Raw genomic sequence first — 18,207 nt, forward strand, 5'->3', positions numbered from 1 at the left:
TTACTTCTCCTCGTTGGTGCGGGCGTGGGTGACGGCAGGCTCGTTCCCGCCGAGCAGCAGGTACAGCACGGCCATCCGGATGGACACGCCGTTGGCGACCTGCTCGATGGCGGTGCAGCGGTCCGAGTCGGCGACCTCGGCGGTGATCTCCATGCCGCGCACCATCGGGCCGGGGTGCATCACGACGGCGTGCTCGGGCAGCCGGGCCATGCGGTCGCCGTCGAGGCCGTAGCGGCGGGAGTACTCGCGCTCGGTCGGGAAGAAGGCGGCGTTCATCCGCTCGCGCTGGACGCGGAGCATCATCACCGCGTCGCACTTGGGCAGCGTGCTGTCGAGGTCGTACGACACCTCGCACGGCCACGTCTCGACGCCGACCGGCACCAGGGTGGGCGGGGCGACCAGGGTGACCTCGGCGCCGAGGGTGTGCAGCAGGTCCACGTTGGAGCGGGCGACCCGGCTGTGCAGGACGTCGCCGACGATGGTGATGCGCTTGCCGGACAGGTCCTGGCCGAGGCCTGTGTCCCGGCCGATCAGCCGGCGGCGCATGGTGAAGGCGTCCAGCAGGGCCTGGGTGGGGTGCTGATGGGTTCCGTCGCCGGCGTTGATGACCGCGGCGTCGATCCAGCCGGAGTTGGCCAGGCGGTACGGTGCTCCGGAGGCGCCGTGCCGGATGACGACGGCGTCGACGCCCATGGCCTCCAGGGTCTGGGCGGTGTCCTTCAGGGACTCGCCCTTGGAGACGCTCGACCCCTTGGCGGAGAAGTTGATGACGTCGGCGGACAGGCGCTTCTCGGCGGCCTCGAAGGAGATCCGGGTGCGCGTGGAGTCCTCGAAGAAGAGGTTGACGATCGTGCGGCCGCGCAGGGTCGGCAGCTTCTTGATCGGCCGGTCGGCGACCCGGGCCATCTCCTCGGCGGTGTCGAGGATCAGGACGGCGTCGTCGCGGGTGAGGTCGGCGGCCGAGATGAGATGACGCTGCATCTGTCAGGCTCCGTAAGGCAGTTCAGTCGGGAGAATTCAGGCAATCCGCTGCGCAGGTGGGCACGCCGGAGCGGCCCTGCGCCGGATCTGCTACTGGCCGGCCTTCACACCGAGCAGCACGGTGTCGCGACCGTCCTCCTCGGCGAGCTGGACCTTGACCGTCTCCCGCAGCGACGTGGGGAGGTTCTTGCCGACGTAGTCGGCACGGATGGGCAGTTCGCGATGGCCGCGGTCGACCAGGACCGCGAGCTGGACCGCGCGGGGGCGCCCGATGTCGTTCAGGGCGTCGAGGGCGGCGCGGATGGTACGGCCGGAGAAGAGCACGTCGTCGACGAGGACGACCAGCTTGCCGTCGATGCCGTCACCGGGGATCTCGGTGCGGGCCAGCGCACGCGGCGGGTGCATGCGCAGGTCGTCGCGGTACATGGTGATGTCGAGCGAGCCGACCGGCACCTTGCGGTCGGTGATCTGCTCCAGCTTGACGGCGAGCCGCTGGGCGAGGAAGACGCCCCTGGTCGGAATGCCGAGAAGCACCACGTCGTCGGCGCCCTTGGCGCGCTCGACGATCTCGTGGGCGATACGGGTCAGCACCCGCGCGATGTCGGGGCCCTCGAGAACGGGCCGCGCATCGGACGCGTGCGGGGTGGCGTGCGAGTCCTGCTTGTCCATACGGAAAGGACCTCCTTCTCCGCCTCACGGGACGGACCTTAAAGGACGTCTGATTTGCGCCAACCACCCTAGCAGGTCATCGGGCGGCCCCCGATCACCCCCCTGGCGCAATCGGCCGGCGCTTCCACGGAAGAGTCGGTGTGGACCATTCGGCTTGACGCAGCAGAGTCACGCTGCGTAACCTCACAGTGAGTTACCAGCCGCGCGGCGGGAACCCAGTCCGGCCGCGTCGACACAGTGTCCGGGGAGCTATATGTCCAGCGAATACGCCAAACAGCTCGGGGCCAAGCTCCGGGCCATCCGCACCCAGCAGGGCCTTTCCCTCCACGGTGTCGAGGAGAAGTCCCAGGGTCGCTGGAAGGCCGTGGTGGTGGGGTCGTACGAGCGTGGCGACCGTGCGGTGACCGTGCAGCGGCTCGCCGAGCTGGCCGATTTCTATGGCGTTCCGGTGCAGGAACTGCTGCCGGGCACCACGCCGGGCGGCGCCGCCGAGCCGCCGCCGAAGCTGGTCCTGGACCTGGAGCGGCTGGCCACCGTGCCGGCCGAGAAGGCGGGCCCCCTGCAGCGCTACGCGGCCACCATCCAGTCCCAGCGCGGCGACTACAACGGCAAGGTGCTCTCCATCCGCCAGGACGACCTGCGCACACTCGCCGTCATCTACGACCAGTCCCCCTCGGTCCTCACCGAGCAGCTGATCAGCTGGGGTGTCCTGGACGCGGACGCGCGCCGCGCGGTGGCCGCGCACGAGGAGAGCTGAGCCGCTCGACATCTGAGCAGAAACGTGCCGCCGGGGTGGCCGGAACTTTGCGGTTCCGGACAGCCCGGCGGCCTTTTCCGTGCGCTGAGGAAACGCCGGAGGGCCCGCAGCAGAGGCATGCTGCGGGCCCTCCGGCGATTGTCGTACCGGGGCGGCCTTACGCCTCGTCCCGGCGCAGGGACGGCTTGAGCTCCTTCAGCCGGCCGAGCAGGCCGTTGACGAACGACGGCGACTCGTCGGTGGAGAACTCCTTCGCCAGCTGCACCATCTCGTCCAGGACGACGGCGTCCGGGGTCTCGTCGACCCAGATCAGCTCGTACGCGCCCAGCCGCAGGATGTTGCGGTCCACGACCGGCATCCGGTCGAGCGTCCAGCCGACCGCGTACTGGGCGATCAGCTCGTCGATCCGCCGCGTGTGCTCGGCGTAGCCCTCGACCAGCTGCATCGTGTACTCGCTGACCGGCGGCTGCCGGGTGTCGGACCGGGACAGCCGGATCCAGTCCGCGAGGACCGTCAGGACGTCGGCGCCGCGCTGGTCGCCCTCGAAGAGGATCTGGAAGGCGCGCTTGCGGGCCGTGTTGCGGGCAGCCACGGTTAGCTGTTCACCCGGCCGAGGTAGTCGCTCGTACGGGTGTCGACCTTGATCTTCTCACCGGTGGTGATGAAGAGCGGGACCTGGATCTGGTGGCCGGTCTCCAGGGTGGCGGGCTTGGTGCCACCGGTGGAGCGGTCGCCCTGGACGCCCGGCTCGGTCTCGGCGATGGTCAGCTCGACCGCGGCGGGCAGCTCGACGAAGAGAACCTCGCCCTCGTGCTGCGCGACGGTGGCGGTGAAGCCCTCGACGAGGAAGTTCGCGGCGTCGCCGACGGCCTTCCGGTCGATGTGCAGCTGGTCGTAGGTCTCCATGTCCATGAAGACGAAGTACTCGCCGTCCATGTACGAGAACTGCATGTCGCGCTTGTCGACAGTGGCGGTCTCGACCTTGACGCCGGCGTTGAAGGTCTTGTCGACCACCTTGCCGGACAGCACGTTCTTCAGCTTGGTGCGCACGAAGGCCGGGCCCTTGCCGGGCTTGACGTGCTGGAACTCGACGACGGACCAGAGCTGGCCGCCTTCGAGCTTGAGCACCATGCCGTTCTTGAGGTCGTTCGTGGAAGCCACGGTTGCGGAATCTCCTGGACTGACGTACGACCCCGGCGCACGCCACTGCCTACAGGGCGAGCAGCTCCTTGGTCGTGATGGTGAGTAGCTCGGGTCCGCCGTCCGCCTCGGGGCGTACGACGAGCGTGTCATCGATCCGGACACCGCCCCGGCCCGGGAGGTGGACCCCAGGTTCGACGGTGACCGGCACGCAAGCGTCCAGTTTACCCATGGCGGCGGGGGCCAACTGCGGGTCCTCGTCGATTTCGAGTCCGACGCCGTGTCCGGTCAGCGGTGGCAGTGCCTCCGCATAGCCGGCGGAGTCCAGTACCTGGCGGGTCGCCCGGTCCACATCGCCATAGGCGGCGCCGGGTGCCAGGGACTCGCGTCCGGCGCGCTGGGCGGCGAAGACGAGGTCGTACAGCTCGATCTGCCACTCGGCGGGCGAGGTGCCGATCACGAAGGTACGGCCGATCTCGCAGCGGTAGCCGCGGTAGGTCGCGCCCAGGCACACGGTGAGGAAGTCGCCCTCCTCCACCCGCCGGTCGGTGGGGCGGTGCCCGCGGCGGCCGGAGTTCGGTCCGGTCGCGACCGAGGTCGGGAAGGCCGGGCCGTCGGCGCCGTGGTCGACCAGACGGCGCTCCAGCTCCAGGGCGAGGTGCCGTTCGGTGCGGCCGACCAGGATGGACTCCAGCAGTTCACCGAGGGCTTGGTCGGCGATCTCGGCGCCGATGCGTAGGCACGAAATCTCCTCCTCGTCCTTGACCACCCTGAGCTGCTCGACCGCTCCGCCGAGGTCGCCGAGGCGGAGCGTGGGGGCGACCGAGGCGATCGCTCTGTGCCGGGTGACCGTGAGGTGGTGTTCCTCGACGGCCAGGGAGTCGGCGTCCTGTGCCGCGGCCAGGTCCGCCGCCACGACCGCGGCGTCGCCGCCGGTGCCGACGCCGTTCGGCGAGATGACATGCAGGCGCAGGCTCTCGTCCGGACGGCCCTCGGAGGGCCGGTCGTCGGGCTGGCCGATGCATACGAGGAGGTCCTCGCGTTTGCCGAGCAGCAGCGCGGAGCCCTGCGGGGCTGCGGCGGCGAGGTAGCGCACGTTGGCTGGGCGGGTGACGAGCGCTGCCGCGGTGCCGGCCGCGGTGAAGTGGTCTCTCAGCCGGGATCGGCGGGTCGCGTACACCTCTGACATGAGATGAGCGTAGGAGTTTTATGGCGGTTGTGCCGATTTGTGGGGGCCGAGTGGGGTGCGGAGCAGGTGGGGGTGGGACCACTTGCCCCTAGTTCACCAGCTGGGTGGGCTGGCTATTGCCCTCGCCAGGACCTCGTCCAGGACCCTCGCCGTGCCCGGGACGTCCAGTTGGGAGTTGTCGATGATCGGGAGGCCCGAGCCGTACCAGCCGGCCATGCGGCCGTGGATGCGGGCCACCTCCTCGTCGGTGAGGCGGCGGTTGCCGGTGCGTTCGGCGTTGCGCTCCAGGACGACGTCCAGACCGGGAAGGAGAACGACGGGCAGCAGGCCCGGGCCGACGTGGCGCTTCCAGCCGCCGAGGCCTACGACCGGGCGGTCCGGGAAGACCGCGTCGTCCAGGATGCAGGAGATGCCGTTGGCGAGGAAGTTGCGGGCGGCGAAGCCGCAGGTGCGGCGGGCCAGGCGGTATTGGGCCTCGGAGTTGTCGTTCCAGCCGGCCTGGGGGTCGGCGAAGCCGGAGCGCACCCATTCGCGGACGTCGTCCAGGCTGATGTGCGCGGTGGGCACGCGGCGGTGGTCCGCCCAGTACTTGGCGACGCTTGTCTTGCCCGCGCCGGCCGGGCCGATCAGCAGCACGGCCAGCGTGGTCGTCGCCGGGTCGGGCGCCGCGGCGGGGGCAGGGGGCGCCGTGGGCACGCCGACGGGGCCGCCGGGTGGCAGCGGGACGTGGCCGGTGGTATCGGGGGCCGGCGGGGCAGCGGGCTGCGAGGCCGGGGGCTGGGGCGCGGGGGGCTGCGGGGGGTGAGGCTGAGGCGCGACAGGCTGCGCGGGCTGGGGCGCCGGGGGTCGCGGGGGCGTGGGCGGGACTGCGCCGGTCGGGGCCGGGAAGCCCGGCGGCGGGGGCACGGGGGCGGGCCCCTGGGCGGCTCCCGGGCGCGGGCCCGGGTGGTGTGCGGCCGACGCCCAGCCGGCGTTCGGCACCTGCCCCGGCTGGTGGGGCGGCGGCAGCGGAGACCCCACTGCGTGCTGCATCCGTTGCCACTCCGTCTCGTACAGGCAGTTCGTGCTGGCAGCGGGGGTGAACCCGCTGCCTACCGAACGGTACCGTCCCCCGCCGTCGATTGGTGAAACGGCCGGGGGCGGCCCGAAGTGCCCGTTCCGCAAAGGAAGTCGAGGTCGGAACCGGGCGGACGGAGCGAAGGGGGACCTACTGGCCGACCTCTCCGTACGCGGCGAGGAGGACCGCCGGGTCCGGTCCCTCCAGGACGGTCGGCTTGGCCAGGCCGTCGAGGACGATGAAGCGCAGCAGATCGCCACGGGACTTCTTGTCGATCTTCATCGTCTCCAGCAGCTTGGGCCACTGGTCGTAGCGGTAGTGCAGCGGAAGGCCGACCGCCTCCAGGACCGTCCGGTGGCGGTCCGCCGTCGCGTCGTCCAACCGGCCCGCCAGACGGCCGAGTTCGGCGGCGAAGTGCATGCCGACCGCGACCGCCGCGCCGTGCCGCCACTTGTAGCGCTCGTTCTTCTCGATGGCGTGGCCGAGCGTGTGGCCGTAGTTGAGGATCTCGCGCAGGCCCGACTCCTTCAGGTCCGACGAGACGACCTCCGCCTTCACCCGGATCGAGCGCTCGATCAGCTCGGCGGTGTGCGGGCCCTCGGGGGTCCGGGCGGCCACGGGGTCGGACTCGATCAGGTCCAGGATCCCCGGGTCGGCGATGAAGCCGGCCTTGATGACCTCGGCGAGCCCGGAGACGTAGTCGTTGACCGGGAGCGAGTCCAGCGCGGCCAGGTCGCACAGGACGCCGGCCGGCGGGTGGAAGGCTCCGACGAGGTTCTTGCCCTCGGCGGTGTTGATGCCGGTCTTGCCGCCGACCGCCGCGTCCACCATGGCGAGCACGGTGGTCGGGATGGCGATCCAGCGCACCCCGCGCAGCCAGGTCGCGGCGACGAAGCCGGCGAGGTCCGTGGTCGCACCGCCGCCCACGCCGACGACGACGTCGGAGCGGGTGAAGCCCGACTGGCCGAGCGCCTTCCAGCAGTAGGCCGCGACCTCGGCCGTCTTGGCCTCCTCCGCGTTCGGCACCTGGATGGCGACCGCCTCGTAGCCCTGCTCGGCCAGGTCGGCGCGGAGCGCGTCACCGGTCTCGGCCAGCGCCTCGGGGTGGATCACCGCGGCCCGCTTGGCCTTCGGACCGATCAACCCGCCCAGCTCACCGAGCAGTTGACGCCCGACCAGCACCTCGTAGGGGTCGGTGCCCGCGGTGCCGGCGACCTGGATCCGGGTGACTGACTCGCTCATGCTTCCTTCAACTCCAGTGCGTCCAGCGCTGCTTGGGTGACCTCTTCGGGGCTACGGCCGTCCGTCGCCACGACGGCGGTGGCGACCTCCTCGTACAGGTGCCGCCGGGCCTCCATCAGCTCGCGCCACTGCTTGCGCGGGTTGACCGCGAGCAGCGGCCGGGCCACGTTCAGGCCGGTGCGCTTGACGGCCTCCTCCACGTCCATGGAGAGGTAGACCACCCGGTGCCCGGCGAGCAGCGCGCGCGTGTCGGCGTCCAGGACCGCCCCGCCGCCGAGCGCGACGACCCCCTCGTGTTCGGCGAGCGCGGCGTGCACGGCCCGCTTCTCGATGGCACGGAAGGCGGGCTCGCCCTCGTCGACGAAGATCTCGGCGATGGTGCGGCCCTCGTGGGCGACGATGTCCTCGTCGGTGTCCCGGTACCCGAGCCCGAGGCGCTCGGCGAGCAGCCGCCCGACGGTGGACTTGCCGACGCCCATCGGGCCGACCAGTACGACGGCGGGCACGACGCTCACCGGATCCGCAGGTTGTCGAGGTACGACCGCACGTTGCGCCGGGTCTCGGCCACGGAGTCGCCGCCGAACTTCTCGGCGACCGCGTCCGCCAGGACGAGCGCGACCATCGCCTCGGCGACGATGCCCGCGGCGGGCACCGCGGAGACGTCGGAGCGCTGGTGGTGGGCCTGGGCGGCCTCGCCGGTCGTGACGTCCACGGTCTGCAGGGCGCGCGGCACGGTCGCGATCGGCTTCATCGCGGCCCGCACCCGCAGCAGCTCGCCGGTGCTCAGGCCGCCCTCGGTGCCGCCGGCGTGGCCGGAGACGCGCTTGATGCCCTCGGGCGTGCTGACGATCTCGTCGTGCGCCTTGGAGCCGGGCACCCGGGCCAGCTCGAAGCCGTCGCCGAGCTCGACACCCTTGATCGCCTGGATGCCCATCAGGGCACCGGCGAGCCGGGCGTCCAGCTTGCGGTCCCAGTGCACGTGCGAACCGAGACCGACCGGGACGCCGTAGGCCAGGACCTCGACCACACCGCCGAGGGTGTCGCCGTCCTTGTGGGCCTGGTCGACCTCCGCGACCATCGCCTTCGAGGCGTCCGCGTCCAGGCAGCGCAGCGGGTCGGCGTCCAGTTTCTCGACGTCGGCCGGGGTGGGGTACACACCCTGCGGAGCCTTCACGGAGCACAGCTCGACGACGTGCGAGACGATCTCGATGCCCGTGGTCTCCTTCAGGTACGACCGGGCCACCGCGCCCAGCGCCACCCGGGCGGCGGTCTCGCGGGCGGAGGCGCGCTCCAGGATCGGGCGGGCCTCGTCGAAGCCGTACTTCTGCATGCCGGCGAGGTCGGCGTGGCCGGGACGCGGGCGGGTCAGCGGCGCGTTGCGGGCCAGAGCCGCGAGGATCTCCGGGTCGACCGGGTCGGCCGCCATGACCTGCTCCCACTTGGGCCACTCGGTGTTGCCCACCATGATCGCGACCGGGGAGCCCAGCGTCAGACCGTGCCGGACACCGCCCAGGAAGGTGACCTCGTCACGCTCGAACTTCATCCGCGCACCGCGGCCGTAGCCGAGCCGCCGCCGCGCGAGGTGGTCCGCCACCATCTCCGTGGTGATCGGCACGCCGGCGGGAAGGCCCTCCAGCGTCGCGACAAGTGCGGGACCGTGGGACTCCCCCGCGGTCAGCCAACGCAGCCTGCTCAACGGTGCTCCTCAGTGTTCGCGCCCGGTACTGCCCGGCGTACACGCGTCCTCGCGTACGGCGACGGCGCGACCGGGTGCGCGGCCCCGGCCCGCCACCTCCGATCCTCCCACGTCCGGGGCCGGAATCCGGACGCCGGTCCACAAGGCGGACGTGGTGAAGCGATCAGCGGCCGGCGAGTGCCTTCTCACCGGCGCGGCGCATGGCCTCCAGGGGCGCCGGGGAGCGGCCGGTCATCCGCTCGACCTGCAGCACGGCCTGGTGGACCAGCAGGTCGAGGCCGCTGACCACGGCACCTCCGAACATGGACCAGCGGGCCGCCAGCACGGTGGGCCAGGGGTCGTAGAGCACGTCGAAGAGGGTGGCGGGGCGCTCGGGTACGGCGGCGGCCAGGGCGTCGGTGGTGCCGGCGGGCGTGGTGGCGATCACCAGCGGGGCGCGCAGCGCCCGCTCTGCGTCGGCCCAGTCCGCCGTACGCACCTCCACGTCGAGCCGTTCGCCCCACTGGCGCATCTCGGCGGCGCGGGCCTCGCTGCGGACGTAGGCCACGACCTCGCCGGTGCAGATCCGGGCGAGCGCGGCGAGGGCGGAGGAGGCGGTGGCGCCGGCGCCGAGGATCGCGGCGGAGTCGACCTGCTCGACGCCGTGCTCGCGCAGGGCGGCCACCATGCCCGGGATGTCCGTGTTGTCACCGACGCGGCGGCCGTCCTCGGCGAAGACGACCGTGTTGACCGCGTCCACGGAGGCGGCCGTCTCGCTGATCTCGTCCACCAGCGGGATGACCGCCCGCTTCAGCGGCATGGTCAGCGACAGCCCCGCCCACTCGGGCCCGAGCTTCTCGAAGAAGCCGGGCAGACCGGCCTCGTCCACCTCGAAGCGGTCGTACGACCAGTCGGCGAGCCCGAGTTCGTCGTACGCGGCGCGGTGCAGTACCGGGGAGAGCGAGTGGGCGATGGGCTTACCGAGCACGGCGGCGCGGCGGGCGTCAGTTGCCCGAGTTGGCATTGAACTTGTCCTTGAGGCGCTGGAATTCGGCAAGGGTCTTGGCGAATTCGGTGTTGTTCACTCCGTCCGTCGCGACGAAATAGATCCAGCCGTCGTGAGTCGGATCCAGTGCCGCGTTCAGCGCGTCCTCGCCGGGGTTGCCGATCGGGCCGGGCGGGAGTCCCTTGTGGGTGTAGGTGTTGTACGGGCTGTGGTTGCCGTTGATCTCTTTGAGAGAGATGTGGATGTGGCTGGTGCCCTTGATGTAGTTGTAGGTCGAGTCGAACTGCAGGTACTGGTTCGTCTCGGTGTTGGTGGGCTTGAGGCGGTTGTAGACCACCTCCGCCATCTTGCGGAAGTCGTCCTGCGTCTTGCCCTCGGCCTGCACCAGGCTCGCGACCGTGACCAGCTCGAACGCGTTGTTCAGGCCCAGCGCCCGGGCCTTCGCGGTGAGACCGTGGGCGTCGTACCTGGACTTGGCCTGCGCGACCATCTCCTTGAGGATGCTGTCCGGCTTCATGCCCTTGGCGGCCGGATAGGTACCCGGGAAGAGGAAGCCCTCCAGCGGGTCCTTGATCTCGCCGGCGTACTGCGTGTTCTGTGCCCAGCTCGGCAGGCCGAGGCTCTTGTATTCCTTCTGGGCAACGGTCTGGGTGGTTCCGTCGGCGAGTTGGAGTTTCTTGTCGATGGCCGCGTAGACCCCCGCGTTGCGCTCGCCCGGGGTCACGATGACATTGTTCTGACTCTTCGGGTCCAGCATCATCTTCACGGCGCTGGCGGCGGACATCTCCTTCTTCAGGAGATACGCGCCGGCCTGGATGGTGCCACCGCCCGGGACGGTGCTCTGCGCATGCACGAACGCCTCGGCGCTCTTGACGACCCCGGCCTGCTTCAGGCGGTTGCCGATGTCCCAGCCGCCCGCACCCTTGGGAATCTCGACCACCACGGTCTGGCCGATGCCGTCGCCCGTGTAGTCGGGCGCCGGGGCGAAACGATTTTTGTAGAACTGGTAGCCGTAGTAACCCGCCGTGGCGACGCCGCCGCCGAGGACCAGGACGACGACCATGCAGGCACAGCCGCTGCGTCGCTTCTGACCCTTCTTGCCGGGTTTCTTCCCCTTGCCGCGCCGGTCGCTGCGGCTCTGGAGCTCGTGCTCCTCGTCGTCGTCATCGCCGCCGCCCGCGAAGAAGGGGTGAGCCTCCTCCTCGGGCGTGTCCTCGGGCTCGGGTTCCGGTTCGGGGCGCCTGCGGCCGGGCGGCTGCGGTGGCGGGTACGCGTCCTCGGTGCCGTAGAAATCGGGCTGCTGCCCGTCGTAGGCATGGGGCTGCTGGCCATAGGGGTCGCCCGGGTCGGTGGGGTACGGCATCTGGCCCTGGCCGCCGGCCGCGTCCCAGCCGCCCTGGTGCTGGTACTGCTGCGGGGTCTGGCCGACGTACTGCTGATGGCCCTGTTCGTCGTAGTACGGGTACTGCTCATGGCCGTACCCCTGCTGGGGCTGCTGGCTCCAGTCGCCGTACTGCGGCTGCTGCGGGTAGTACTGCTGCGGCTGGCCGCCGTAGGCAGGCTGCTGGCCGCTGTCGGCCTGCTGCCCTTCCCATCCGCCGTCCCCGTACAACGGGTCCTGCGGATGCCACGGTTCGGGGCCTGGGCCCCGGCCATACTCAGTCATCGATCCCCTAGAGCCGCGGCTGACCGGTCACGCGGCCGGTGGGCCCGCTTCCGTTCCGCCTCTTGCTGTGTGCCGGCTGTTCGAACACCGGCACATCGCGCGGAACGTTACCGTATCGCGATCAGATGACCACTTCGACGCCCTCGCCGGGTGCTTTACCTGACATTCGTTCGGATTCGAGCGCCTGCTGCAGGATGATGACCGCGGCCGCCTGGTCGATGACCGCGCGGCCCTTCTTCGATTTCACGCCCGAGGCGCGCAGCCCCTGACTGGCCGTCACGGTCGTCATCCGCTCGTCCACCAGCCGGACCGGCACCGGCTTGATGCCCTTGGCCAGTTCCTGGGCGAAGGCGCGGACCTTGACGGCGGCCGGGCCCTCGCCCCCCTTGAGGGAGCGAGGGAGTCCGATGACGACCTCGATCGGCTCGTACTCCTCCACCAGTTGACGCAACCGGCGGTGGGCGGCGGGGATGTCCCGGCCGGGGACCGTCTCCACCGGGGTGGCGAGGATCCCGTCGGGGTCGCACGAGGCGACCCCGATCCGGGCGTCCCCGACGTCGATCGCAAGTCGACGTCCTCTGCGCATTTCCGACCGTTTCCTTACTTCGCCGTCACTTGGCGGTGTCGGCGACGAGCCGCTCTACGGCGTCGACGGCCTCACCGACGGCGGCCGGGTTCTGACCGCCGCCCTGGGCGACGTCCGGCTTGCCGCCACCGCCGCCGCCGAGGGTCTTGGCGGCGGTGCGGACCAGGTCACCGGCCTTGAGGCCACGCTCGCGGGCGGCCTCGTTGGTGGCGATGACCGTCAGCGGCTTGCCGTTGTTCACCGTGAACAGGGCGACCACGGCGGCACGACCGCCCTGGATGCGGCCGCGCACGTCGAGGACCAGCTTGCGCAGGTCGTCCGGCGTGGTGCCGTCCGGGACCTGGCCGGTGACGACGGCCACCCCGCGCACGTCCTTGGCGGACTCGGCGAGACCGGCGGCGGCCTGCAGCACCTTCTCGGCGCGGAACTTCTCGATCTCCTTCTCGGCGTCCTTCAGCTTGCCGAGCATCGAGGAGACCTTCTCGGGCAGCTCCTCCGGGCGGCCCTTGAGCAGTTCCGTCAGCTGGTTGACGACCGTGTGCTCGCGGGCGAGGAAGGTGTAGGCGTCCACACCGACGAGGGCCTCGATACGACGGACACCCGAGCCGATGGAGGACTCGCCGAGCAGCTTCACCAGCCCCAGCTGGGCGGTGTTGTGCACGTGCGTGCCGCCGCACAGCTCCTTGGAGAAGTCGCCGATGGTCACGACACGGACCCGCTCGCCGTACTTCTCGCCGAACTCGGCGATGGCGCCCTGCTTCTTGGCCTCGTCGATGCCCATGATCTCGGCGTGCACGTCGAGGTCCCGGGCGAGCACCTCGTTGATCTTCTGCTCGACGTCGGTCATCACGGCCGTCGGCACGGCGGAGGGGGAGCCGAAGTCGAAGCGGAAGCGGCCGGGCTGGTTCTCGGAACCGGCCTGGGCGGCCGTCGGGCCGAGGGCGTCGCGCAGGGCCTGGTGGGTCAGGTGGGTGGCCGAGTGGGCGCGGGCGATGGCCTTGCGGCGGCGGTTGTCGATGGAGGCGTGGGCCTTGGCGCCCACGGTGACCTCGCCGACCTGGACGACGCCCTTGTGGACGTAGACGCCCGGGACCGGCTTCTGGCAGTCGCGGACCTCGATGACGGCACCGGAGTCCACCCTGATGCGGCCGGTGTCGCCGATCTGGCCGCCGCCCTCGGCGTAGAACGGGGTGCGGTCGAGGACGATCTCGACCTCGTCGCCCTCGGTGGCGGCCGGGGAGGAGAGGCCGTCGACCAGGATGCCGACGATCGTGGTCTCGCCCTCGGTGTCGGTGTAGCCGATGAAGTCGGTCTCGCCGGCGGTGTCGGCGATCTCGCGGTAGGCGCCCATGTCGGCGTGGCCGGTCTTCTTGGCCTGGGCGTCGGCCTTGGCGCGCTCCCGCTGCTCCTTCATCAGGCGGCGGAAGCCCTCCTCGTCCACGGAGAGGCCCTGTTCGGCGGCCATCTCCAGGGTGAGGTCGATCGGGAAGCCCCAGGTGTCGTGGAGCAGGAAGGCCTTGTCGCCGGAGAGGACCTTACCGCCGGCCTGCTTGGTCTCGGTGACGGCGGTGTCGAGGATGTTGGTGCCGGCCTTCAGCGTCTTGAGGAAGGCGTTCTCCTCGGCGATGGCGACCTTCTCGATGCGCTCGCGGTCGGTGACCAGCTCCGGGTACTGCCGGCCCATCATCTGGATCACGGTGTCCAGCAGGTCCTTGACGACCGGACCGGTGGCGCCCAGCAGCCGCATGTTGCGGATGGCCCGGCGCATGATGCGGCGCAGGACGTAGCCGCGGCCCTCGTTGCCGGGGGTGACGCCGTCGCCGATGAGCATGGTGGCGGTGCGCATGTGGTCGGTGACGACACGGAGGGAGACGTCCGAGTCGTGGGCGTCTCCGTAGCGGACGCCGGTCAGCTCGGTGGCCTTGTTGATGACGGCCATGGAGGTGTCGATCTCGTACATGTTCTGCACGCCCTGCAGAATCATGGCGAGCCGCTCCAGGCCGAGGCCCGTGTCGATGTTCTTGCTCGGCAGTTCCCCGAGGATCTCGAAGTTGTCCTTGCCGGTGCCCTCGCCGCGCTCGTACTGCATGAAGACGAGGTTCCAGATCTCCACGTACCGCTCGTCGTTGACGGCGGGGCCGCCCTCGACGCCGAACTCGGGGCCGCGGTCGTAGTTGATCTCGGAGCAGGGGCCGCAGGGGCCGGGGACGCCCATGGACCAGTAGTTGTCCTTCATGCCGAGGCGCTGGATGCGCTCCTTGGGCACGCCGACGACCTCGTGCCAGATGCGCTCGGCCTCGTCGTCGTCCTTGTAGACGGTGATCCACAGACGCTCGGGGTCGAGGCCGTAACCGCCCTTGTCCTGGGGCGTGGTCAGCAGCTCCCAGGCGTACTTGATGGCGCCTTCCTTGAAGTAGTCACCGAAGGAGAAATTGCCGCACATCTGGAAGAAGGTGCCGTGGCGCGTGGTCTTGCCGACCTCTTCGATGTCGGGCGTGCGCACGCACTTCTGCACGCTGGTGGCGCGCGGGAACGGCGGCTTGACCTCACCCAGGAAGTAGGGCTTGAAGGGCACCATGCCGGCGGGGACGAGGAGCAGAGTCGGGTCGTCCGCGATGAGCGACGCCGAAGGGACGACGGTGTGCCCGCGCTCCTCGAAGAAGCTCAGCCAGCGGCGGCGAATCTCGGCCGACTCCATCAGTGGTCCTCATTCCGGTTGTACGAGTACATCGGGGCTTCGATGTACTTCGGTGTGCTGCGGTTGTCGCTGTGGTCGTTGCTGCGGTCGCTCTCGATGGCGGTGTAGCGCCGAGGGGCGGGGAGTTCGGGGTTCTCGTGGATCCCCAGCGCCTCCTCCAGTTCGGCCTCCCGCTGGGCCATGTTGTCGCGGACATCCAGCGCGAAGACGACCGCGCGGTCCTTCAGGCGCTGACCGGTCTCCAGGGCCTTGTTCGCCGCGGTCGCGGCGAGGCTCTCCGGGGTCAGCTGCTTGAGCTTGCGGTTGACCTTGGTGGTCGCCCACACACCGGCGGCGACACCGGTGGTGAACCAGAACGTACGGCGGAACATCGCTCGGTCTCAGTCCTTACTTCCGCTTGCGTCGTGCGGCAGGGACCGTGCGGCCCACGATCACGGTACGCCGGGGCGCCTTCGCGGGCACGTCCTCCTTGCGGCCGCCGAGCGCGCGGCGCACGCCGTAGCCGAACGCCGCGACCTTGACCAGCGGGCCGCCGAAGGTGGAGGCGACCGTGGTCGACAGCGCGGAGGCGTTCGACGTGACCTCCTGGACGTCGGAGGCGATCGCGTCGACGCGGTCGATCTGGGTCTGCGCGGAGCGCACCGCCTGGGACGCGTCGGCGAGCAGCGGGACGGCCTGGTCGGTCACGTCCGCCACCAGCTTGGTGGTCGCCTTGAGCGTCTGGGCCAGCCTCGCGAGAGCCACCGCGAGGAAGGAGACCAGGATCGCCCAGAAGACGGCCACCAGGATCCCGGCCACCTCTCCACCGGACACTGTGCGCACCCGCTCCCTGAAACGTGCCTCACCATCGAAAAAGTCGTGTCCGAGCCTATCGCGCCATTGCCTGGGCTCCGTACCGGATTACCGGGCGGCAGGGACGGAGTTGCGGGAAGCGATTGTACGCATTGAACACACTTCAGTACGCTCCGTGTCCCATGCGAGGTCCTCAGCGCCCAGATCCGTTCTCCGCCGGCGATCCGCCTCTGGAACTGACCGCGTTCGTCGGGCGCCGGCCCGAGCTCGCCGGGTTGACGGACCTGCTCGGCGGGGCGCGGCTGGTGACCGTGACCGGGGTCGGTGGCGTCGGCAAGTCGCGGCTGGCGGCGCGGCTCGCCGCCGGGTGGACCGACGGGTCCGGGCGGGTGGAGCTGGCGCCGGTGCGCGATGCGCAGTTCGTGGAGTACGCGGTGGCGGAGGCGCTGGGGCTGACCGACCACACCGCCCGGCCGCCCCGGGAGGCGCTGCTGGAGCGTCTCGCCGGCCGTCCGGTCCTGCTGGTGCTGGACGGGTTCGAGCATCTGCTGGACGCCTGCGCCGAGTTGACGGCGGAGCTGCTGCGGAAGCTGCCTCGGCTGCGGGTGCTGGCGGTGGGCCGGCGTCCGCTGGGGCTGGCGGGCGAGCGGCTGTTCCCGCTGGCGCCGCTCGCCGAGGACGAGGCGGTGGAGCTGTTCACCGACCGGGCCCGGGCGCAGGGCCTGGAGGTGTCCGACGGCCCCGAGGTGCGCGAGCTGTGCCGGCGGCTGGAGGGGATCCCGCTGGCGCTGGAGCTGGCGGCCGGGCGGCTGCGGGCGCTGTCGCCGGCGCAGTTGCTGCAGCGGCTGGACGACCGGTTCCGGCTGCTGGCCACGAGCGGCTGGGAGGGTGCCCCGCGCCCGGTCCCCGGCGGCCCTCCGTCCCGCCACCGGACGCTGCGCACGGCGATCGGCTGGAGCCATGAGCTGTGCACGCCCGCCGAGCGGCTGTTGTGGGCGCGTCTTTCGGTGTTCGCGCAGACCTTCGACCTGGAGGCGGCGGAGTACGTGTGCAGCGGGGACGGGCTGCCGGCCGAGGACGTCCTGGACGTGCTGTCGGAGCTGGTGGCCCAGTCGGTCGTGACCCGCGAGGAGACCCCGGCCGGCCCCCGCTACCGGATGCTGGACACGGTCCGGGCCTACGGCGCCGAGTGGCTGGAGGGAATCGGGGACGCGGGCCGGCTGCGCAGACGGCACCGGGACTGGTACCTGGGCCTGGCCACCTGGTGCGAGCTGGACTGGTTCTCGCCCCGGCAGGGCGAGGTCGCCGCGCGGGTGGAGGCGGAGCTGCCCAATCTGCGGGCGGCGCTGGAGTTCTGTCTGACCGAGCCGGAGGAGGCCCATCTCGGCCAGTACCTCGCGGGGTCGCTGTGGTTCTGCTGGGTCGGCTGCGGGCGGCTCGCGGAGGGCCGCCGCTGGCTGGCGCGCAGTGTGGAGCTGGAGTCGGGGTACGAGCAGTCGCGGCTGAAGGCGCTGTGGGTGCTCGGCTATGTGGCGATCCTCCAGGGCGACACCGTGCCGGCGCTTGCGGCGCTGCGGGAGTGCCGGGAGCAGGCCGAGCGGTTCGCGGATCCGGCGGCGGTGGCGTACGCCGAGCACCGCACCGGCTGTCTGGCCCTGGTCACCGATGACCTGGCCCGTGCAGAAACGCTGCTGCGGTCGGCGCTGGACCGCTATCAGGAGATCGGCGAGCTCAACAGCAATGTGCTGATGGGCCAGGTGGAGCTGGCGATGGCACGGGCCTTCCAGGGGGATCTGCCGGACGCGGTACGGCTGTGCGAGGACGTGCGCCGGGTGTGCGAGGACCACGGGGAGCGCTGGGCCCGCTCCTACGCGCTGTACGTGCTGGCGTACGCGGCCCGGCTGGAGGGCGCCCCGGACAGGGCGCGTGAACTGCTCACGGACTGCCTGGCCAATGCGCACGCCTTCCACGACCTGCTCGGTTCGGTGCTGTCGATGGAGCTGCTGGCGCTGGTGACGGCGGCCCAGGGCGAACCGGCCGAGGCGGCGCTGCTCCAGGGGGCGGCCGGCCGGATGTGGCCGTCTGTGGGGCTGCCGCTGTTCGGCTCGGCGTACTTTAACGCGCCGCACGATCAGTGCGAGGCGATCGCACGGCAGGCACTGGGGGACGCGCGCTACGAGGAGTGCGCTGCGGAAGGGGCCCGACTGGACCGCGCGACAGCGGTGGACCGGGCACTGGGCCGTGGCCCGGTACGGCCACTGGGCGCCCTGCCGACTCCCCGTGGACCGATGCCGCACGGCGGCGGAGCCGCCAACCGCACTGAATCCACTGAGCCCGCCACCGACCCGGCACGGGGCTCACGCGCCACGTAGGGGGTGGTGGGCGGTAGAGACGGTGGGCAGTAGAGGTGGTGGGACGCTGGGGCGGCGGACCGCAGGGCAGCGGACGGTAGCGGCGACGGACCGCAGGGCTAGCCGAGCACAGCGGCCGCGGACCGCAGGGCAGCAGACCGTAGCGGCGGCGGACCACAGGGCCAGCGGAGCACAGGGGCAGCGGACTGCAGAGGCAGCGGACCGCAGAGGCAGCGGACCGCAAGGGCAGCAGACAGCAGGAGCAGCGGGCGCAAGGGCAGCAGACCGTAGCAGCGGCGGACCGCGGGAGCAGCAGACCGCAAAGGGGCCGATCGCAGGGCCAGCAGACCCGTAGCGGCGGCGGGCCGCAGGGGCGGGGTGGGGCGTATCGCCGGGCG

General features: G+C 71.0%; 17 protein-coding genes. 2 read left to right on the forward strand and 15 right to left on the reverse strand.

The window, feature by feature from the left end; all coding sequences use genetic code 11:
* Both ACFYOH_RS16365 and pyrR read right to left on the reverse strand, forming a co-directional pair.
* Nucleotides 1-981, reverse strand: coding sequence for an aspartate carbamoyltransferase catalytic subunit (locus tag ACFYOH_RS16365; RefSeq protein ID WP_388626147.1), 981 nt, complete (start codon nt 979-981; stop codon nt 1-3).
* 90 nt (nt 982-1,071) lie between these two features.
* Nucleotides 1,072-1,650 (reverse strand): bifunctional pyr operon transcriptional regulator/uracil phosphoribosyltransferase PyrR, encoded by a 579-nt coding sequence (gene pyrR / locus ACFYOH_RS16370; RefSeq protein WP_388626149.1) that lies wholly within the window; start codon nt 1,648-1,650, stop codon nt 1,072-1,074.
* A gap of 253 nt (nt 1,651-1,903) precedes the next feature.
* On the opposite strand from pyrR, the gene bldD reads away from it, so the two are divergent.
* On the forward strand, nt 1,904-2,407 hold the full coding sequence (bldD, locus tag ACFYOH_RS16375) for a transcriptional regulator BldD (RefSeq protein ID WP_043498969.1): 504 nt from the start codon (nt 1,904-1,906) through the stop codon (nt 2,405-2,407).
* A 157-nt stretch (nt 2,408-2,564) separates the two neighbouring features.
* Here bldD and nusB read toward each other — a convergent pair whose 3' ends face one another.
* The 13 genes from nusB to ACFYOH_RS16440 all read right to left on the reverse strand — a co-directional run bounded on the left by nusB (nt 2,565) and on the right by ACFYOH_RS16440 (nt 15,488).
* On the reverse strand, nt 2,565-2,999 hold the full coding sequence (gene nusB, locus ACFYOH_RS16380) for a transcription antitermination factor NusB (RefSeq protein ID WP_388626150.1): 435 nt from the start codon (nt 2,997-2,999) through the stop codon (nt 2,565-2,567).
* 2 nt (nt 3,000-3,001) lie between these two features.
* Nucleotides 3,002-3,568 (reverse strand): elongation factor P, encoded by a 567-nt coding sequence (gene efp / locus ACFYOH_RS16385; protein WP_014671526.1) that lies wholly within the window; start codon nt 3,566-3,568, stop codon nt 3,002-3,004.
* Between the two features lie 49 nt (nt 3,569-3,617).
* Nucleotides 3,618-4,736: an aminopeptidase P family protein gene (locus tag ACFYOH_RS16390; RefSeq protein ID WP_388626152.1), complete on the reverse strand. Its 1,119-nt coding sequence runs from the start codon at nt 4,734-4,736 to the stop codon at nt 3,618-3,620.
* A 93-nt stretch (nt 4,737-4,829) separates the two neighbouring features.
* Complete coding sequence (locus tag ACFYOH_RS16395) at nt 4,830-5,768, reverse strand: Pro-rich N-terminal domain-containing protein (RefSeq protein ID WP_388626154.1); 939 nt, start codon at nt 5,766-5,768, stop codon at nt 4,830-4,832.
* Nucleotides 5,769-5,943: 175 nt separating this feature from the next.
* Nucleotides 5,944-7,035 (reverse strand): 3-dehydroquinate synthase, encoded by a 1,092-nt coding sequence (gene aroB / locus ACFYOH_RS16400; protein WP_388626156.1) that lies wholly within the window; start codon nt 7,033-7,035, stop codon nt 5,944-5,946.
* The gene (locus ACFYOH_RS16405; protein WP_388626599.1) at nt 7,032-7,514 is read right to left on the reverse strand and encodes a shikimate kinase; all 483 of its coding nucleotides are present in this window, start codon (nt 7,512-7,514) and stop codon (nt 7,032-7,034) included. The genes aroB and ACFYOH_RS16405 overlap by 4 nt, the downstream gene beginning before the upstream one ends.
* A 32-nt stretch (nt 7,515-7,546) precedes the next feature.
* The gene (gene aroC, locus ACFYOH_RS16410; protein WP_388626158.1) at nt 7,547-8,731 is read right to left on the reverse strand and encodes a chorismate synthase; all 1,185 of its coding nucleotides are present in this window, start codon (nt 8,729-8,731) and stop codon (nt 7,547-7,549) included.
* 163 nt (nt 8,732-8,894) lie between these two features.
* The gene (locus ACFYOH_RS16415; RefSeq protein WP_388626160.1) at nt 8,895-9,734 is read right to left on the reverse strand and encodes a shikimate dehydrogenase; all 840 of its coding nucleotides are present in this window, start codon (nt 9,732-9,734) and stop codon (nt 8,895-8,897) included.
* On the reverse strand, nt 9,715-11,382 hold the full coding sequence (gene mltG / locus ACFYOH_RS16420) for an endolytic transglycosylase MltG (protein WP_388626161.1): 1,668 nt from the start codon (nt 11,380-11,382) through the stop codon (nt 9,715-9,717). The genes ACFYOH_RS16415 and mltG overlap by 20 nt, the downstream gene beginning before the upstream one ends.
* A gap of 121 nt (nt 11,383-11,503) precedes the next feature.
* Nucleotides 11,504-11,968 carry a Holliday junction resolvase RuvX gene (gene ruvX / locus ACFYOH_RS16425; protein ID WP_388626163.1) on the reverse strand — a complete coding sequence of 155 codons (465 nt, stop codon included), beginning with the start codon at nt 11,966-11,968 and terminating at the stop codon, nt 11,504-11,506.
* A gap of 25 nt (nt 11,969-11,993) precedes the next feature.
* Entirely contained in the window at nt 11,994-14,666 is a 2,673-nt protein-coding gene (gene alaS, locus ACFYOH_RS16430; RefSeq protein ID WP_388626165.1) for an alanine--tRNA ligase, read from the reverse strand.
* Complete coding sequence (locus tag ACFYOH_RS16435; RefSeq protein ID WP_388626167.1) at nt 14,666-15,037, reverse strand: hypothetical protein; 372 nt, start codon at nt 15,035-15,037, stop codon at nt 14,666-14,668. Before ACFYOH_RS16435 ends, alaS begins: the two co-directional genes overlap by 1 nt.
* Before the next feature lie 16 nt (nt 15,038-15,053).
* On the reverse strand, nt 15,054-15,488 hold the full coding sequence (locus ACFYOH_RS16440; RefSeq protein ID WP_209438828.1) for a DUF948 domain-containing protein: 435 nt from the start codon (nt 15,486-15,488) through the stop codon (nt 15,054-15,056).
* Between the two features lie 152 nt (nt 15,489-15,640).
* On the opposite strand from ACFYOH_RS16440, the gene ACFYOH_RS16445 reads away from it, so the two are divergent.
* A complete protein-coding gene (locus tag ACFYOH_RS16445; protein ID WP_388626169.1) occupies nt 15,641-17,830 on the forward strand; it encodes an ATP-binding protein in 2,190 nt (729 codons plus the stop codon).
* Nucleotides 17,831-18,207: the final 377 nt, after the last annotated feature.

It is taken from the genome of Streptomyces sp. NPDC007856, assembly GCF_042868225.1.
Classification (GTDB): Bacteria; Actinomycetota; Actinomycetes; order Streptomycetales; family Streptomycetaceae; genus Streptomyces.

Bases quoted from the DNA above. Each gene is read 5' to 3' on its own strand.
- aroB (WP_388626156.1), bottom strand. From the start codon at position 7,035: ATGAGCGAGTCAGTCACCCGGATCCAGGTCGCCGGCACCGCGGGCACC.
- ACFYOH_RS16365 (WP_388626147.1), bottom strand. From the start codon at position 981: ATGCAGCGTCATCTCATCTCGGCCGCCGACCTCACCCGCGACGACGCC.
- bldD (WP_043498969.1), top strand. From the start codon at position 1,904: ATGTCCAGCGAATACGCCAAACAGCTCGGGGCCAAGCTCCGGGCCATC.
- ACFYOH_RS16405 (WP_388626599.1), bottom strand. From the start codon at position 7,514: ATGGGCGTCGGCAAGTCCACCGTCGGGCGGCTGCTCGCCGAGCGCCTC.
- alaS (WP_388626165.1), bottom strand. From the start codon at position 14,666: ATGGAGTCGGCCGAGATTCGCCGCCGCTGGCTGAGCTTCTTCGAGGAG.
- ACFYOH_RS16390 (WP_388626152.1), bottom strand. From the start codon at position 4,736: ATGTCAGAGGTGTACGCGACCCGCCGATCCCGGCTGAGAGACCACTTC.
- ACFYOH_RS16445 (WP_388626169.1), top strand. From the start codon at position 15,641: ATGCGAGGTCCTCAGCGCCCAGATCCGTTCTCCGCCGGCGATCCGCCT.
- ruvX (WP_388626163.1), bottom strand. From the start codon at position 11,968: ATGCGCAGAGGACGTCGACTTGCGATCGACGTCGGGGACGCCCGGATC.
- pyrR (WP_388626149.1), bottom strand. From the start codon at position 1,650: ATGGACAAGCAGGACTCGCACGCCACCCCGCACGCGTCCGATGCGCGG.
- ACFYOH_RS16435 (WP_388626167.1), bottom strand. From the start codon at position 15,037: ATGTTCCGCCGTACGTTCTGGTTCACCACCGGTGTCGCCGCCGGTGTG.
- ACFYOH_RS16415 (WP_388626160.1), bottom strand. From the start codon at position 9,734: ATGCCAACTCGGGCAACTGACGCCCGCCGCGCCGCCGTGCTCGGTAAG.
- ACFYOH_RS16395 (WP_388626154.1), bottom strand. From the start codon at position 5,768: ATGCAGCACGCAGTGGGGTCTCCGCTGCCGCCGCCCCACCAGCCGGGG.
- mltG (WP_388626161.1), bottom strand. From the start codon at position 11,382: ATGACTGAGTATGGCCGGGGCCCAGGCCCCGAACCGTGGCATCCGCAG.